We start from the raw sequence: 16,837 nt of genomic DNA, 5'->3' as shown, positions 1-16,837 counted from the left end.
TATAAATATACAGTCAATCTAGCAGGAGATCCCCCCTCAGTATGTGCGCGAATTCACAGAGTCGCCATTGCGGCTGATGAAAAAAACGGCGATTTTGTCGCCGCGTCTGCCGGGCGGTAGCCGAAAAAAAACCGCCTGCAAAGAGGCGGTTATCATGGTTACAGCTCGTGGTGCAGGTAATCGCTCATTCGCGAGAATACCCCGCCTTTATTAATGCTTTCGAGGGTGACCAGCGGATAGTGGCCCACGACCTTGTCGCCGTCATACAGCGAAATCTCGCCGACCCGCTGATTGGCGGCGATCGGCGCCTCCAGATCCTTTTTATCCAGCACGTATTTCGCCTTAATCCGCGATACTTCCGCCTTCGGCAGCGCTAACCAGAAATCTTGATCGGTGCCGAGCTTAATCTGCTCTTTATCGCCGTACCAGATGCGCTCGGTGCCGACCTTCTGCCCCTTCTGTAGCACCTGCACGGTGTCGAAGTTCTGCTGACCCCAGTGCAGCAGTTTCGCGGCCTGCTGCTCGCGGCCTTTCGGGCTGTCGGCCCCCATCACCACGGCGATCAGCCGGCGCTGACCGTCCACCGCCGAGGCGATCAGGTTGAACCCGGCGCCCGACGTGTGGCCGGTTTTCAGGCCATCGACGTTCATGGTTTTATCCCACAGCAGACCGTTACGGTTTTGCTGGGTAATGCCGTTCCACGTCAGGCTTTTCTGGCTGTACATGTGGTACACGTCAGGCTCGCCATGGATAATCGCCCGCGACAGCACCGCCAGATCATAGGCCGAACTGTGCTGGCCCGGGGCATCGAGGCCGTGGACGGTTTCGAAATGGGTGTCCTGCAGATGCAGTTTTTCGACATACTGATTCATCAGGGCGACAAACTGCGGCTGACCGCCGGCGACATAGTCGGCCAGCGCGACGCAGGCGTCGTTGCCGGAGTCGACAATCAGCCCACGGCTGAGGTCGCGGACGCTGACGCGGTCCCCTGGCTTTAAGAACATCAGGGATGACCCGTCGAACACCGGGTTGCCCTTCGCCCAGGCGTCTTTACCCACGGTGACGATATCATCAAAGGTGATACGATGGCTGTCGATGGCACGATCGACCACGTAGCCGGTCATCAGTTTGGTCAGGCTGGCAGGATTACGCTGCTGATGTTCGTTACCCGCGGTCAGCACCTGACCGGTGGTGTAATCCATCAGCACCCAGGAGCCAGCCTGAATGGAAGGCGGCGCGACCGTAGCAGGTAAGTCGACGGCAAATGCGCAGGAAACGCTCGAAGCGAGCAAAGATACAGCAATAAACAAACGGCCTTTCAACGGCATATCCTCTAGATTTACAGATCCGCCGTCCTTTTTACGGAACTTCGCGTTTCATATCAGGGTTTAATTGCAAGAAAATATGACACAGCAGAGGAAGTTGCTTGCCGTTACCCTTCTGATGACCGGGCAAATCGTTTACCATACCGGTCGCACGCCACCACGGATAATGAACAGACTATGCAAGATAGCGTCAACCAGCCCGGATTTTTATTCCACGATTATGAAACCTTCGGCACCAGCCCTTCCCTTGACCGGCCGGCGCAGTTCGCCGCCATCCGCACCGACGCGGAGTTAAACGTGCTGGGCGAGCCGGAGGTGTTTTACTGCAAGCCCGCAGACGATTATCTGCCGCAGCCGCAGGCGGTGATGATCACCGGGATCACCCCGCAGGAAGCGCTGGCCAAAGGGGATAACGAGGCCGCGTTTGCCCGCCGCATCCACGATCTGTTCACGGTGCCGCAGACCTGCATCGTCGGCTATAACAACGTGCGCTTTGACGACGAAGTGACGCGGAATATCTTCTATCGCAACTTCTATGACCCTTATGCCTGGAGCTGGCAGCACGATAACTCGCGCTGGGATCTGCTCGACGTGATGCGCGCCTGCTATGCCCTGCGTCCGGAAGGGATCGTCTGGCCGGAGAATGACGAGGGTCTGCCGAGCTTCCGGCTTGAACATCTGACCGTCGCCAACGGTATTGAACACCAGAACGCCCATGACGCGATGGCCGACGTTTACGCCACCATCGCCATGGCGAAGCTGGTGAAAAACCGGCAGCCGCGGCTGTTTGACTATCTCTACAGCCACCGCAATAAGCGCAAGCTGGCGACGCTCATCGACGTGCCGCAGATGAAGCCGCTGGTGCATGTCTCCGGCATGTTCGGCGCCGCGCGCGGCAACACCAGCCTGGTGGCGCCCCTGGCCTGGCATCCGGAAAACCGCAATGCGGTGATCATGGTCGATCTGGCGGGGGATATGGCGCCGCTGCTGGAACTGGATGCCGACGCCCTGCGCGAGCGGCTTTACACCCCGCGCGCCGAGCTTAGCGATCTTCCGGCGGCGCCGATTAAGCTGGTGCATTTGAACAAATGTCCGGTGCTGGCCCAGGCCAATACCCTGCGCCCGCAGGATGCCGACCGGCTGGGGATCTCCATTCAACGCTGTCTGGAGAATGCCCAGCTGTTGCGGGCGAATCCGCAGGTGCGGGAGAAAGTGGTGGCGGTGTATGCCGAAGCCGAGCCGTTCGTGCCGTCCGAAAACGTCGACGCCCAGCTTTACAATGGGTTCTTTAGCGATGCCGACCGCGCGGCGATGAAAATCGTGCTGGAAACCGAACCGCGCAATCTGCCGGCGCTGGATATCACCTTCGCCGACAAGCGCATCGAACGCCTGCTGTTTAACTACCGGGCGCGCAACTTCCCCGGCACGCTCGATGAACATGAGCAGCAGCGCTGGTTAGAACACCGTCGTCAGGTATTTACGCCTGAGTTTTTGCAGGCCTATGCCGATGAGCTGCAGATGCTGTATCAGCAGTATGCGGATGATAAAGAGAAGCTGGCGCAGCTGAAGGCGCTGTGGCAGTACGCACAGGATATTGTCTGATTGGCGGACATGCCCGGGCTACAAACGATGACCGGGGAGGACGCCTGACCGTAGGCCCGCGCAAGCGCAGCGCCGCCGGGCATTGCCTCCCCAGTTCGTGCTTACCTTTTTGCCCGGTGGCGGCTTCGCCTTACCGGGCCTGGACGCTGGTACCAGAGTAGCCCGGGTAAGGCGCTAGCCGCTACCCGGGATGACTGGCTTAACTTTTCGCACGGCTGGCGATGATTTCATCCGCTACGTTGCGCGGCGCTTCCGCGTAGTGGTGGAACTCCATGCTGTAGGTTGCTCGTCCCTGAGACATCGAGCGCAGCGTGGTGGAATAACCAAACATCTCCGCCAGCGGCACATCGGCGCGGATGATCTGGCTGCCGAAGCGCTCTTCCATCCCCTGCACCATCCCGCGACGGGAAGAGAGATCGCCCATGATATTCCCGGCGTACTCTTCCGGCGTCTCCACCTCCACGTGCATCACCGGCTCCAGGATCACCGGATCCGCTTTGCGCGCGCCTTCCCGGAAGCCAAAGATCGCCGCCATGCGGAACGCCATCTCCGAGGAGTCCACGTCGTGGTACGACCCGAAAGTCAGGGTCGCTTTCACGTCAACCACCGGATAGCCCGCCAGCACGCCGGTGCCCATCGCTTCGCGCAGCCCTTTCTCCACGGAAGGGATGTACTCGCGCGGCACCACGCCGCCTTTGGTGGCGTCCTCGAAGACGAATCCGCTGCCCGGCTCCAGCGGCTCCAGGGTCAGCACGACGTGCCCGTACTGCCCTTTACCGCCGGACTGGCGCACAAACTTGCCTTCCACGTCCGTCACTTTCTTGCGCAGGGTTTCGCGGTAGGTGACCTGCGGACGACCAATGTTGGCCTCGACGCCAAACTCGCGCTTCATCCGGTCGACAATGATCTCCAGATGCAGCTCGCCCATGCCGGAGATAATCGTCTGGCCGGACTCTTCATCGGTATGCAGACGGAACGACGGATCTTCCGCCGCCAGCCGCTGCAGCGCGATGCCCATTTTCTCCTGGTCCGCTTTGGTTTTCGGCTCAATCGCCAGCGAAATCACCGGCTCCGGAAACTCCATCCGTTCGAGGGTAATGATCGCATCCGGATCGCACAGCGTATCGCCGGTAGTGACATCCTTCAGCCCAACGCAGGCCGCGATATCCCCGGCGTGCAGTTCGTCAACTTCGTGGCGATCGTTGGCCTGCATCAGCACGATACGTCCGATGCGCTCTTTCTTGCCCTTCACCGGGTTCCACACCGCATCGCCTTTCTTCAGCGTCCCGGAGTAGACGCGGATAAAGGTCAGCTGGCCGACGTAGGGGTCGGTCATCAGTTTGAACGCCAGCGCCGACAGCGGCTCATCGTCGCTCGGATGGCGTTCCGCCGGCTGGCCTTTCTCATCCACGCCCTGTATCGCCGGAATATCCAACGGCGACGGCATCAGCTCCACCACCGCATCGAGCATGCGCTGCACGCCTTTGTTTTTAAAGGCGCTCCCGCAGAGCACCGCCTGGATTTCGCCCTTCACCGTGCGCTGGCGCAGACCGGCGACGATCTCCGCCTCGTCCAGCTCGCCGGTTTCGAGGTATTTATCCATCAGCGCGTCGCTGGCTTCCGCCGCCGCCGAGACCATTTTCTCCCGCCACTCGCGGGCAGTCGCCAGCAGATCGTCAGGGACCGGCCCGTAGCTGAAGGTCATGCCCTGAGTGGCGTCATCCCACAGGATGGCGCGCATTTTCACCAGGTCGACGACGCCGGTGAAGTGCTCTTCGGCGCCAATGGGGATGACAATCGGCACCGGGTTGGCCTTCAGGCGGTCGATCATCATCTGCACCACGCGGAAGAAATCCGCCCCGGGGCGATCCATCTTGTTGACGAAGGCCAGCCGCGGGACATGGTATTTATTCGCCTGGCGCCAGACGGTCTCCGACTGGGGCTGCACCCCGCCGACGGAGTCATACACCATCACCGCGCCGTCGAGCACGCGCATGGAACGTTCCACCTCAATGGTGAAGTCCACGTGCCCCGGGGTGTCGATGATATTGATCCGGTGCGGCTCGAAGCTGCGGTCCATACCCGGCCAGAAGCAGCTCACCGCCGCCGAGGTAATGGTGATCCCGCGCTCCTGCTCCTGGGCCATCCAGTCGGTGGTTGCCGCGCCATCGTGTACTTCACCCAGCTTATGGCTCATCCCGGTGTAAAACAGGATGCGCTCGGTGGTGGTGGTTTTACCGGCATCGATATGCGCGGAGATACCGATGTTGCGATAACGTTCGAGGGGGATGGGTCGGGGCATGATGCGTCCTTAGTCGTTTTGACTGTCAGTCTGCGGTCGGAATGATCCGCAGTTCATTTCACTGCCGCCTATGATAGTACAATTGTACGAGTATATTCGAACTATTTTGACTATTATTATGATTGGTCAGGTTGCGGCGGCGCGCGTGGTATCAGACCTGGAGTTTGGGTATAGTAGCCGCCAGCCGCCGATACGGGCTGCGACCGCCATGCGCCGCGCCAACGCCGACACAGGATTATTATGATCGCCAATCACCCCGAACGAGAACAAATTCGCCTGGAAAATGTCCTTTCCGCGCTCGGCAACCCGCTGCGACTGGAGATCATCCGCACGCTGGCCGACGGCAGCGAGCAGAGCTGCAACGCGCTGCGTCAGGAAGAGGTGGCCAAGTCCACCATGACCCACCACTGGCGCGTCCTGCGCGACAGCGGTGTGATCTGGCAGCGGCCTCAGGGACGGGAGAATATGATTTCGCTGCGCCGGGAAGATCTGGACGCCCGTTTTCCCGGCCTGCTGGATACGCTGCTGAACGTGATGCAGCAGCCATGAATCGCTAACCGACAGCCTACTCCTCCCCCGCCAGCCGCTGATACTGTCTGAAACGGGCCCGGGCATCGTCCTCCGTTTGCCGGAACAGGGCGTCCGCCAGATCCGGTGTGGTTTTGTGCAGCGCGGCATAGCGCACCTCGCCGAGCAAAAAGTCGCGGAAGCTCTCTTCCGGCTCTTCGGAGTCCAGTATAAACGGCGTTTTGCCCTCGGCTTCGCGCTGCGGATGATAGCGCCACAGGTGCCAGTATCCCGCCTCCACCGCCCGCTTCGCCTCGCGCTGACTGCAGCGCATCCCGGCTTTCAGACCGTGGTTGATACAGGCGGCGTAGGCGATCACCAGCGACGGCCCCGGCCAGGCTTCGGCCTCGGCGATGGCCCGCAGGGTCTGATCTTTATCGGCGCCCATGGCGATCTGGGCGACGTAAACATTGCCGTAGCTCATCGCCATCATGCCGAGATCTTTTTTCCGCGTGCGTTTCCCCTGCGCGGCAAATTTGGCGATCGCCGCCACCGGGGTCGACTTGGACGACTGGCCGCCGGTGTTGGAGTAGACCTCGGTATCAAACACCAGAATATTGACGTCTTCCCCGCTGGCCAGCACATGATCGAGGCCGCCGAAGCCGATATCGTAGGCCCAGCCATCGCCGCCGAAGATCCACTGCGAACGCCGGACGAAATAGTCACGGTTCTGCCAGAGCTGCTCCAGCAGCGGAACCCCCTCTTTTTCCGCCGCCAGCAACGCACTGAGGCGGTCCGCGCGTTCGCGGGTCCCCTCCCCCTCATCCTGCTGCGCCAGCCACTGCCGCATCGCGGCGTGAAGCGCGTCGCTGACCGGCAGGGCCAGGGCGCGGGTCATCTCCTCGGCGATCTGTTGGCGGATCGCCTGGCCGCCAAGCATCATGCCAAGCCCGAACTCGGCGTTATCCTCGAACAGCGAGTTTGCCCAGGCCGGCCCGTGGCCGCGGTGGTTGGTGGTATAGGGCATTGAAGGCGCGCTGGCGCCCCAAATCGAAGAACAGCCCGTGGCGTTGGCGATCAGCATCCGGTCGCCAAACAGCTGGGTGATCAGCCGGGCATAGGGTGTTTCGCCGCAGCCCGCACAGGCGCCGGAAAACTCCAGCAGCGGCGTTTCGAACTGGCTGCCTTTGACCGTCGTTTTGCGAAACGGGTTGTCTTTTGGCGCCAGCCCCAGGGCGTAATCCCAGACCGGGGCCATCGCGCGCTGGCTGTCGAGGGAGACCATCTGCAGCGCCTTGCCGCGCGACGGGCAGCTCTCCACACAGTTGCCGCAGCCGGAGCAGTCCAGCGGCGAGATAGCCAGATGATAGTGGTAGTCTTTGGCCCCCTGGGCCGGTTTGCTCAGCAGCCCGGCGGGCGCCGCGTCCTGCTCTTCAGCGCTCAGCAACGCCGGGCGGATCGCCGCATGCGGGCAGACGAAAGCGCACTGGTTACACTGGGTGCAGCCGTCGGGCTGCCAGACCGGCACCTCCAGGGCAATGCCGCGCTTCTCCCAGGCGGCGGTGCCGGAGGGAAAGGTGCCGTCTTCCATCCCGGCGAAGGCGCTCACCGGCAGCAGGTCGCCGCGCTGGCGGTTCATGGGCTGCAGAATATCGCGGATAAAGTCCGGCATCAGGGTTGTCGCCTGCGGCGCCGGCGCCTCGAGGGTCGCCCAGTGGGCGGGAACCGTCACCCGACGCAGCGCCGCCATCCCCAGCTCGATAGCCCGCTGGTTCATCTCAATGACGCTCGCCCCTTTGCTGCCATAGCTTTTCTCCACCGCCTGCTTGAGATAGTCCGCCGCGGTTTGCGGATCGATAATGGCCGTCAGCTTAAAGAACGCCGCCTGCATCAGCATGTTAAAGCGCCCGCCGAGGCCCAGCTCGCGGGCGATGTCCACCGCGTTGAGGGTATAAAAGTCGATCTTTTCCTGCGCCAGATAGCGCCGGACGCTGACCGGCAGGTGCTGCTCCAGCTCCGCCTCGGACCAGCTGCAATTGAGCAGAAAAGTGCCCCCCGGCTTCAGCCCCTCCAGCAGGTCGTAGCGGTCGACATAGGATTGCTGAGAGCAGGCGATAAAATCGGCCCGGTGGATCAGGTAGGGCGAGGTGATCGGCCGATCGCCAAAGCGCAGGTGTGAGACGGTGATCCCCCCGGACTTTTTCGAGTCGTAGGAAAAGTAGGCCTGAGCGTAGAGCGGCGTGTTATCGCCGATGATCTTGATGGCGCTTTTGTTCGCCCCGACGGTACCATCCGAGCCCATGCCCCAGAATTTGCAGGCAGTGATCCCGGCATGGGAGACCGCCAGCGGTTCCTGCCGGGCGGGCAGCGAGGTAAAAGTGACATCATCGACAATGCCCAGGGTAAAGCCGTCCTTCGGCAGCGGCTGCCTGAGGTTATCAAACACCGCGGCGATATCGTTGGGCAGCACGTCCTTACCGCCGAGCGCGTAGCGGCCGCCGACGATCAGCGGCGCATCGTCGCGCTGATAGAAGGCGTTTTTGACGTCGAGGCACAGCGGTTCCGCCTGCGCCCCCGGCTCTTTGGTGCGGTCAAGGACGGCAATGCGCTGCACGCTGGCGGGCAGTTGGGCGAAGAAGTGCGCCAGCGAGAACGGCCGATAGAGATGGACGCTGAGCAGCCCCACCTTCTCCCCCGCCGCATTGAGCGTCTCCACCACCTCCTGGACGGTGTCGCACACTGAGCCCATGGCGATAATCACCCGCTCGGCGTCCGGCGCGCCGTGGTAATTAAACAGGTGATATTCCCGCCCGGTAAGCGCGGTGATCTTCGCCATATAGCTTTCCACCAGATCGGGCAGCGCGAGGTAGAAGCGGTTACCGGCCTCCCGCTCCTGGAAGTAGATATCCGGGTTTTGCGCGGTGCCGCGGATCACCGGGTGATCCGGGTGCAGCGCCTGACGACGAAAGCGCTCCAGCGCCGGGCGGTCCAGCAGCGTCGCCAGTTGCTCATACGCCAGCACCTCGATCTTCTGTATTTCGTGCGAAGTACGAAAGCCATCGAAGAAGTTGATAAACGGTATCCGCCCGGCGATCGCCGCCAGATGCGCCACCGCCGACAGGTCCATCACCTGCTGAACGTTATTCTCCACCAGCATGGCGCAGCCGGTCTGGCGCACCGCCATCACGTCCTGATGGTCGCCAAAAATATTCAGCGAATTGGTCGCCAGCGCCCGGGCGCTGACGTGAAAGACGCCCGGCAGCAGCTCCCCGGCGATTTTGTATAAATTGGGGATCATCAGCAGCAGCCCCTGCGACGCGGTGTAGGTGGTGGTGAGCGCCCCCGCCTGCAGCGCGCCGTGCACCGCCCCGGCGGCACCGGCTTCAGACTGCATCTCCATCAGGCGCACCGGTCGACCAAAGAGGTTCTTTTTCCCCTTAGCGGCCCATTCATCGACATTTTCCGCCATCGGCGTGGAGGGGGTGATGGGATAGATGGCCGCCACGTCGGTAAAGGCGTAGGAGATCCAGGCCGCCGCCGCGTTGCCATCCATTGTTTTCATGTTTCCGGACATCGTTCAATCCTCGAAGGTGAGCGTTCTCTTTACCGCGACAGCCCGCGGCAAACCCTGTTTCCTCTTCAAGCACAGCCTGTGCCAGCTCGCGAATTGCCGCCTGTCGCTTATTAATTCAACAGGTTAAGGGAAGAAAGGCGCAGATCCGTCCGGCGCAATTGCGGGGAATAAGACACAGGGCGCGACAAGCTGTTGAACAGTCGACAAAGCGCCGCGCCGGGCCGGTGGCGGGAAATTGTTCTGTTTCGCACATTTGGTGGCGTTATTGTGCCGTTTGCGCAGGCCCCCTACGCGGTCGGTTTACAAAAAACACCTATTTATCAAACACATAAATAAAAAATCACAGCTGGTATGTTCCCTGCACTTCTCTGCTGGCAAACACTCAACAACAGGAGAAGTCACCATGACCATGCGTCAATGCGCTATCTACGGTAAAGGCGGTATCGGTAAATCCACCACCACCCAGAATCTCGTCGCGGCTCTCGCCGAGATGGGTAAGAAAGTGATGATCGTCGGCTGCGATCCGAAGGCGGACTCCACCCGTCTGATCCTCCATGCGAAAGCCCAGAACACCATCATGGAGATGGCGGCGGAAGTGGGCTCGGTCGAGGATCTGGAGCTCGAAGACGTGCTGCAAATCGGCTATGGCGATGTCCGTTGCGCCGAATCCGGCGGCCCGGAGCCAGGCGTCGGCTGTGCCGGACGCGGGGTGATCACCGCCATCAACTTCCTCGAAGAAGAAGGCGCCTATGAAGAAGATCTGGATTTCGTCTTCTATGACGTCCTCGGCGACGTGGTCTGCGGCGGCTTCGCTATGCCGATCCGCGAAAACAAAGCCCAGGAGATCTACATCGTCTGCTCCGGCGAGATGATGGCGATGTATGCCGCCAACAATATCTCCAAAGGGATCGTGAAGTACGCCAAATCCGGCAAGGTACGCCTCGGCGGCCTGATCTGTAACTCGCGTAAAACCGACCGCGAAGATGAGCTGATCATCGCCCTGGCGGAGAAGCTTGGCACCCAGATGATCCACTTCGTTCCCCGCGACAACATTGTGCAGCGCGCGGAGATCCGCCGGATGACGGTGATCGAGTACGACCCGACCTGTCAGCAGGCCAACGAATATCGTCAACTGGCGCAGAAGATCGTCAATAACACCAAAAAAGTGGTGCCGACCCCCTGCACCATGGACGAGCTGGAGTCGCTGCTGATGGAGTTCGGCATCATGGAAGAAGAAGACACCAGCATCATTGGTAAAACCGCCGCTGAAGAAAACGCGGCCTGAGTACAGGATCCTCACCATGACCAACGCAACAGGCGAACGTAACCTTGCGCTCATCCAGGAAGTCCTGGAGGTGTTTCCCGAAACCGCGCGCAAAGAGCGCAGAAAGCACATGATGATCAGCGATCCGCAGATGGAGAGCGTCGGCAAGTGCATTATCTCGAACCGTAAATCGCAGCCCGGGGTGATGACCGTGCGCGGCTGCGCCTACGCCGGCTCGAAAGGGGTGGTGTTTGGGCCAATCAAAGACATGGCCCATATCTCGCACGGCCCCATCGGCTGCGGCCAGTACTCGCGCGCCGGACGGCGCAACTACTATACCGGCGTCAGCGGTGTCGACAGCTTCGGCACCCTGAACTTCACCTCTGATTTTCAGGAGCGCGATATTGTCTTCGGCGGCGATAAAAAGCTGAGCAAACTGATCGAAGAGATGGAGCTGCTGTTCCCGTTGACCAAAGGGATCACTATCCAGTCGGAGTGCCCGGTGGGCCTCATCGGCGATGACATCAGCGCCGTGGCCAACGCCAGCAGCAAGGCGCTGGAAAAACCGGTGATCCCGGTGCGCTGCGAAGGCTTTCGCGGCGTCTCACAGTCGCTGGGCCACCATATCGCCAACGACGTGGTGCGCGACTGGGTGCTGAACAATCGCGAAGGGCAGCCGTTTGCCAGCACCCCGTACGATGTTGCCATCATTGGCGATTACAACATCGGCGGCGACGCCTGGGCCTCGCGCATTCTGCTGGAAGAGATGGGGCTGCGGGTAGTGGCGCAGTGGTCCGGCGACGGCACCCTGGTGGAGATGGAGAACACCCCGTTCGTTAAGCTAAACCTCGTCCACTGCTACCGCTCGATGAACTATATCGCCCGCCATATGGAGGAGAAACATCAGATCCCGTGGATGGAATATAACTTCTTCGGCCCGACCAAAATCGCCGAATCACTGCGCAAGATCGCCGATCAATTTGATGACACCATTCGCGCCAATGCGGAAGCGGTGATCGCCAAATATGAGGGGCAGATGGCGGCCATCATCGCCAAATATCGCCCGCGGCTGGAGGGGCGCAAAGTGCTGCTGTACATGGGGGGGCTGCGGCCGCGCCACGTCATCGGCGCCTATGAGGATCTCGGGATGGAGATCATCGCCGCCGGCTACGAGTTTGCCCATAACGATGATTACGACCGCACCCTGCCGGACCTGAAAGAGGGCACTCTGCTGTTTGACGATGCCAGCAGCTATGAGCTGGAGGCCTTCGTCAAAGCGCTGAAGCCCGACCTCATCGGCTCCGGGATCAAAGAGAAATATATCTTCCAGAAAATGGGGGTGCCGTTCCGCCAGATGCACTCCTGGGACTATTCCGGCCCCTATCACGGCTATGACGGCTTCGCCATCTTTGCCCGCGATATGGATATGACCCTGAACAATCCGGCGTGGAACGAACTGACTGCCCCGTGGCTGAAGTCTGCGTGATTGCCCCTTCACTGTCCCGTCAGTCCACCGATTTGTGGCGCGGGAGGAGAACACCATGAGCCAAACGATCGATAAAATTCACAGCTGTTATCCGCTGTTTGAACAGGATGAATACCAGACCCTGTTCCAGAACAAAAAGAGCCTTGAAGAGGCGCACGACGCACAGCGCGTCCAGGAGGTGTTTGCCTGGACCACCACCGCCGAGTATGAAGCGCTGAACTTCAAGCGCGAGGCACTGACCGTCGACCCGGCCAAAGCCTGCCAGCCGCTCGGCGCCGTACTCTGCGCGCTGGGGTTCGCCGGTACCCTGCCCTACGTCCACGGCTCCCAGGGCTGCGTCGCCTATTTTCGCACCTACTTTAACCGCCATTTTAAAGAGCCGGTGGCCTGCGTCTCCGACTCCATGACCGAGGACGCGGCGGTGTTCGGCGGCAACAACAACATGAATCTGGGCCTGCAGAATGCCAGCGCGTTGTATAAACCCGAGATTATCGCCGTCTCCACCACCTGCATGGCCGAGGTGATCGGCGACGATCTGCAGGCGTTTATCGCCAACGCCAAAAAAGAGGGATTTGTTGACGACAGCATCGCCATTCCTTACGCCCATACCCCCAGCTTTATCGGCAGCCATGTCACCGGCTGGGACAATATGTTCGAAGGGTTCGCGAAGACCTTTACCGCTGACTACGCCGGGCAGCCGGGCAAACAGCAAAAGCTCAATCTGGTGACCGGATTTGAGACCTATCTCGGCAACTTCCGCGTGCTGAAGCGGATGATGGCGCAGATGGATGTCCCGTGCAGCCTGCTCTCCGACCCATCCGAGGTGCTCGACACCCCCGCCGACGGCCATTACCGGATGTACGCCGGCGGCACCAGCCAGCAGGAGATCAAAACCGCGCCGGACGCCATTGACACCCTGCTGCTGCAGCCGTGGCAGCTGGTGAAAAGCAAAAAGGTGGTTCAGGAGATGTGGAATCAGCCCGCGACGGAGGTGGCCGTTCCGTTGGGTCTGGCCGCTACCGACGCGCTGCTGATGACCGTTAGTCAGCTAACCGGCAAACCGATCGCCGACGCCCTGACCCTGGAGCGCGGCCGGCTGGTGGACATGATGCTGGACTCCCACACCTGGCTGCACGGCAAAAAATTCGGCCTCTATGGCGATCCGGATTTCGTGATGGGCATGACGCGCTTCCTGCTGGAGCTGGGCTGCGAGCCGACGGTGATCCTCAGCCATAACGCCAATAAACGCTGGCAAAAAGCGATGAAGAAAATGCTCGATGCCTCGCCGTACGGCCAGGACAGCGAAGTGTTCATCAACTGCGACCTGTGGCACTTCCGGTCGCTGATGTTCACCCGCCAGCCGGACTTTATGATCGGTAACTCCTACGGCAAGTTTATCCAGCGCGATACCCTGGCGAAGGGCAAAGCCTTCGAAGTGCCGCTGATCCGTCTCGGCTTTCCGCTGTTCGACCGCCATCATCTGCACCGCCAGACCACCTGGGGCTATGAAGGCGCGATGAACATCGTCACGACGCTGGTGAACGCCGTGCTGGAAAAACTGGACCACGACACCAGCCAGCTGGGCAAAACCGATTACAGCTTCGACCTCGTTCGTTAACCATCAGGCGCCCCGCCGCAGGCGGGGCCAGGAGGGAGTATGCCCATCGTGATTTTCCGTGAGCGCGGCGAGGCGCTGTATGCCTATATCGCCAAACAGGATCTGGAGGCTCGGGTGCTCCAGGTCGAACATGACGAGACCGACCGCTGGGGCGGCGCGATTGCCCTTGAAGGGGGACGTCGCTACTACGTCAATCCGCAGCCGGGGCGACCAGTCTTCCCGATAAGCCTGCGCGCCACCCGCAGCACGCTGCTATAAGGAGCTGGAAATGTCCGATAACGATACCCTTTTCTGGCGTCTGCTGGCGCTGTTCCAGACGCTGCCGGAGCTGCAGCCGGTGCAAGTCGTCGACTGGCTGGCGCAGGAGTGCGGCGAGACCTTGACCCCGGCACGCTTAACCACCCTGACGCAGCCCCAGCTGGCCGCCAGCTTTCCTTCGGCGACGGCGGTGATGTCCCCGGCCCGCTGGGCGCGGGTCATCGCCTGCCTGCAGGGGGCGCTGCCCGGCCATTTGCGCATCGCCCGCCACCCTCAGCGAACGCCGCAGCTGCGGGTCGCTTTTTGCTCGCAGGATGGCCTGGCCATCAATGGTCATTTTGGCCAGAACCGGCTGTTTTTTATCTATGCCTTCGATGACCAGGGCGGCTGGCTGGCAGATCTGCGCCGCTATGCCTCCCCTTCGGCGGCGTCTGACGCCAGCGAGATGCGCGCCAGGCTACTGGAGGATTGCCATCTGCTGTTTTGTCAGGAGATTGGCGGGCCTGCCGCCGCGAGGTTGATCCGCCATCAGATCCATCCGATGAAAGCGCCGCCGGGCACGACGATTCAGGCGCAGTGCGCCGCGGTGAGCGCGATGCTGGCCGGTCGGCTGCCGCCGTGGCTGGCGAAGCGCCTCAACCGGGATAACCCTCTGGAGGAACGTGTTTTTTAATCGTTGTGTTGTGCTTGTTGCCCGCCGACCCCGCGGGCCTTTTTTTGCCCCTGCAGGGACATCCTTTCTTTCAGCAAGGCAAGCGCCGCAGGACAGGGACAAAAGTGACAGCGGGGGGTTGGGCGCATCAGGAAATGTTGTGCTTGTTGCCCGCCGACCCCGCGGGCTTATTTTTGCCCCCGCAGGGGCATCCTTTCTTTCAGCAAGGCAGCAAGGCAAGCGCCGCAGGACAGGGACAAAAGTAACAGCGGGGGGTTAGGCGCATCAGGAAATGTTGTGCTTGTTGCCCGCCGACCCCGCGGGCCTTTTTTTACCCCTGCAGGGACATCCTTTCTTTCAGCAAGGCAAGCGCCGCAGGACAGGGACAAAAGTGACAGCGGGGGGTTGGGCGCATCAGGAAAATTGGCGAGAACGCAGGCGCGCATCCAGGACTGGCCGCCAGGACGGCGGCCAGAGGGCGGTCGAGACAGGGATGTAGAGTCCGCCCGTTCCGCCAGATGAAGCCGGAGTGGAGCGGACCGCGCAGCGGCAATTTTCAGCGCCATGCGGGGGGTCATGGGGGGCGGGCGAAACGCCCCCCATGCCGTTCACCCGCAGAGGGCGCGATGAAATAGAGAGGAAGGTCGGTGAACGGAATAGTCCACCTTATCGACCTTTCCCGCCATTCACCAGTCTGCAGCAATACTGTCGCGGTAAATCCAGTTATCAGCGCGATAAATCATGCCCCCCTTGTCCGATTGTTGCCTTTGTCGCAAAACCCACAACCCTTTTTCCTTAAAAATCAATCCCCCTCTCCCTGGAGCGCGAATTGCATCACCTCTCCGGTCTCCCACCGTCAACGAGGTCACTATGAAGGGAAAGGAAATTCTGGCGCTGCTGGACGAACCCGCCTGCGAGCACAACCAGAAGCAAAAATCCGGCTGCAGCGCCCCTAAGCCCGGCGCCACCGCCGGCGGCTGCGCCTTCGACGGCGCGCAGATAACGCTCCTGCCCATCGCCGACGTCGCGCACCTGGTGCACGGCCCCATCGGCTGCGCGGGCAGCTCGTGGGATAACCGTGGCAGCGTCAGCGCCGGCCCGGCCCTCAACCGGCTCGGCTTTACCACCGATCTCAACGAACAGGATGTGATTATGGGCCGCGGCGAACGCCGCCTGTTCCACGCCGTGCGTCACATCGTCGACCGCTATCATCCGGCGGCGGTCTTTATCTACAACACCTGCGTACCGGCGATGGAGGGCGATGACATCGAGGCGGTATGCCAGGCCGCGCAGACCGCCACCGGCGTCCCGGTCATCGCCATTGACGCCGCCGGCTTCTACGGCAGCAAAAATCTTGGCAACCGGATAGCGGGCGATGTGATGCTCAGGCAGGTGATTGGCCAGCGCGAACCCGCCCCGTGGCCGGACAACACGCCCTTTGCCCCGGCCCAGCGCCACGATATCGGCCTGATTGGCGAATTCAATATCGCCGGCGAGTTCTGGCAGGTCCAGCCGCTGCTCGACGAGCTGGGGATCCGCGTCCTCGGCAGCCTCTCCGGCGACGGCCGCTTTGCCGAGATCCAGACCCTGCACCGGGCGCAGGCCAATATGCTGGTCTGCTCGCGGGCGCTGATCAACGTCGCCCGGGGGCTGGAGCTGCGCTACGGCACGCCGTGGTTTGAAGGCAGCTTCTACGGGATCCGCGCCACCTCCGACGCCCTGCGCCAGCTGGCGGCGCTGCTGGGGGATGACGACCTGTGCCACCGCACCGAGGCGCTGATCGCCCGCGAGGAGCGAGCGGCGGAGCAGGCGCTGGCGCAGTGGCGCGAGCAGCTCCGCGGGCGCAAGGTGCTGCTCTACACCGGCGGCGTGAAATCCTGGTCGGTGGTCTCGGCCCTGCAGGATCTCGGCATGACCGTGGTGGCCACCGGCACGCGGAAATCCACTGAGGAGGATAAACAGCGGATCCGGGAGCTGATGGGCGACGAGGCGGTGATGCTTGAGGAGGGCAACGCGCGCACCCTGCTCGACGTGGTGTACCGCTATCAGGCGGATCTGATGATCGCCGGCGGACGCAATATGTACACCGCCTGGAAAGCCCGGCTGCCGTTTCTCGATATCAATCAGGAGCGGGAGCACGCCTACGCTGGCTACCAGGGCATCATCACCCTCGCCCGCCAGCTTTGTCTGACCCTCGCCAGCCCCGTCTGGCCGCAAACGCATGCCCGCGCCCCGTGGCGCTAGGAGAA

General features: G+C 61.4%; 11 protein-coding genes. 8 read left to right on the top strand and 3 right to left on the bottom strand.

The window, feature by feature from the left end; all coding sequences use genetic code 11:
• Window positions 1-158: 158 nt before the first annotated feature.
• On the bottom strand, window positions 159-1,322 hold the full coding sequence (dacD, locus tag ABLV76_RS00120) for a serine-type D-Ala-D-Ala carboxypeptidase DacD (RefSeq protein ID WP_004203546.1): 1,164 nt from the start codon (window positions 1,320-1,322) through the stop codon (window positions 159-161).
• Window positions 1,323-1,502: 180 nt separating this feature from the next.
• On the opposite strand from dacD, the gene sbcB reads away from it, so the two are divergent.
• A complete protein-coding gene (gene sbcB / locus ABLV76_RS00115) occupies window positions 1,503-2,927 on the top strand; it encodes an exodeoxyribonuclease I (RefSeq protein WP_348878122.1) in 1,425 nt (474 codons plus the stop codon).
• 199 nt (window positions 2,928-3,126) lie between these two features.
• On the opposite strand, the gene fusA is transcribed toward sbcB, so the two are convergent.
• On the bottom strand, window positions 3,127-5,229 hold the full coding sequence (fusA, locus tag ABLV76_RS00110) for an elongation factor G (protein ID WP_004203548.1): 2,103 nt from the start codon (window positions 5,227-5,229) through the stop codon (window positions 3,127-3,129).
• A 240-nt stretch (window positions 5,230-5,469) separates the two neighbouring features.
• On the opposite strand from fusA, the gene ABLV76_RS00105 reads away from it, so the two are divergent.
• Window positions 5,470-5,778: a helix-turn-helix domain-containing protein gene (locus ABLV76_RS00105; protein WP_004203550.1), complete on the top strand. Its 309-nt coding sequence runs from the start codon at window positions 5,470-5,472 to the stop codon at window positions 5,776-5,778.
• Window positions 5,779-5,794: 16 nt separating this feature from the next.
• Here the strand turns inward: ABLV76_RS00105 and nifJ are convergent, their stop codons facing one another.
• Complete coding sequence (gene nifJ, locus ABLV76_RS00100) at window positions 5,795-9,310, bottom strand: pyruvate:ferredoxin (flavodoxin) oxidoreductase (RefSeq protein WP_099441894.1); 3,516 nt, start codon at window positions 9,308-9,310, stop codon at window positions 5,795-5,797.
• A gap of 403 nt (window positions 9,311-9,713) precedes the next feature.
• On the opposite strand from nifJ, the gene nifH reads away from it, so the two are divergent.
• The 6 genes from nifH (at window position 9,714) to nifE (ending at window position 16,832) form a co-directional block, all read left to right on the top strand.
• Window positions 9,714-10,595: a nitrogenase iron protein gene (gene nifH, locus ABLV76_RS00095; RefSeq protein WP_004203553.1), complete on the top strand. Its 882-nt coding sequence runs from the start codon at window positions 9,714-9,716 to the stop codon at window positions 10,593-10,595.
• A 16-nt stretch (window positions 10,596-10,611) separates the two neighbouring features.
• Window positions 10,612-12,060 carry a nitrogenase molybdenum-iron protein alpha chain gene (gene nifD / locus ABLV76_RS00090; RefSeq protein ID WP_048325054.1) on the top strand — a complete coding sequence of 483 codons (1,449 nt, stop codon included), beginning with the start codon at window positions 10,612-10,614 and terminating at the stop codon, window positions 12,058-12,060.
• 55 nt (window positions 12,061-12,115) lie between these two features.
• On the top strand, window positions 12,116-13,678 hold the full coding sequence (nifK, locus tag ABLV76_RS00085) for a nitrogenase molybdenum-iron protein subunit beta (protein ID WP_048325056.1): 1,563 nt from the start codon (window positions 12,116-12,118) through the stop codon (window positions 13,676-13,678).
• 39 nt (window positions 13,679-13,717) lie between these two features.
• The gene (gene nifT / locus ABLV76_RS00080) at window positions 13,718-13,936 is read left to right on the top strand and encodes a putative nitrogen fixation protein NifT (RefSeq protein WP_004203557.1); all 219 of its coding nucleotides are present in this window, start codon (window positions 13,718-13,720) and stop codon (window positions 13,934-13,936) included.
• A 10-nt stretch (window positions 13,937-13,946) separates the two neighbouring features.
• Window positions 13,947-14,609 carry a NifB/NifX family molybdenum-iron cluster-binding protein gene (locus ABLV76_RS00075; protein ID WP_094309028.1) on the top strand — a complete coding sequence of 221 codons (663 nt, stop codon included), beginning with the start codon at window positions 13,947-13,949 and terminating at the stop codon, window positions 14,607-14,609.
• Between the two features lie 849 nt (window positions 14,610-15,458).
• A complete protein-coding gene (gene nifE / locus ABLV76_RS00070) occupies window positions 15,459-16,832 on the top strand; it encodes a nitrogenase iron-molybdenum cofactor biosynthesis protein NifE (protein ID WP_135729925.1) in 1,374 nt (457 codons plus the stop codon).
• Window positions 16,833-16,837: the final 5 nt, after the last annotated feature.

The organism is Klebsiella sp. GB_Kp047 (assembly GCF_040065235.1).
Lineage (GTDB): Bacteria > Pseudomonadota > Gammaproteobacteria > Enterobacterales > Enterobacteriaceae > Klebsiella > Klebsiella quasipneumoniae.
Note: the sequence above shows the minus strand (reverse complement) of the source record. Positions and strands in the feature narration are given on the sequence as shown.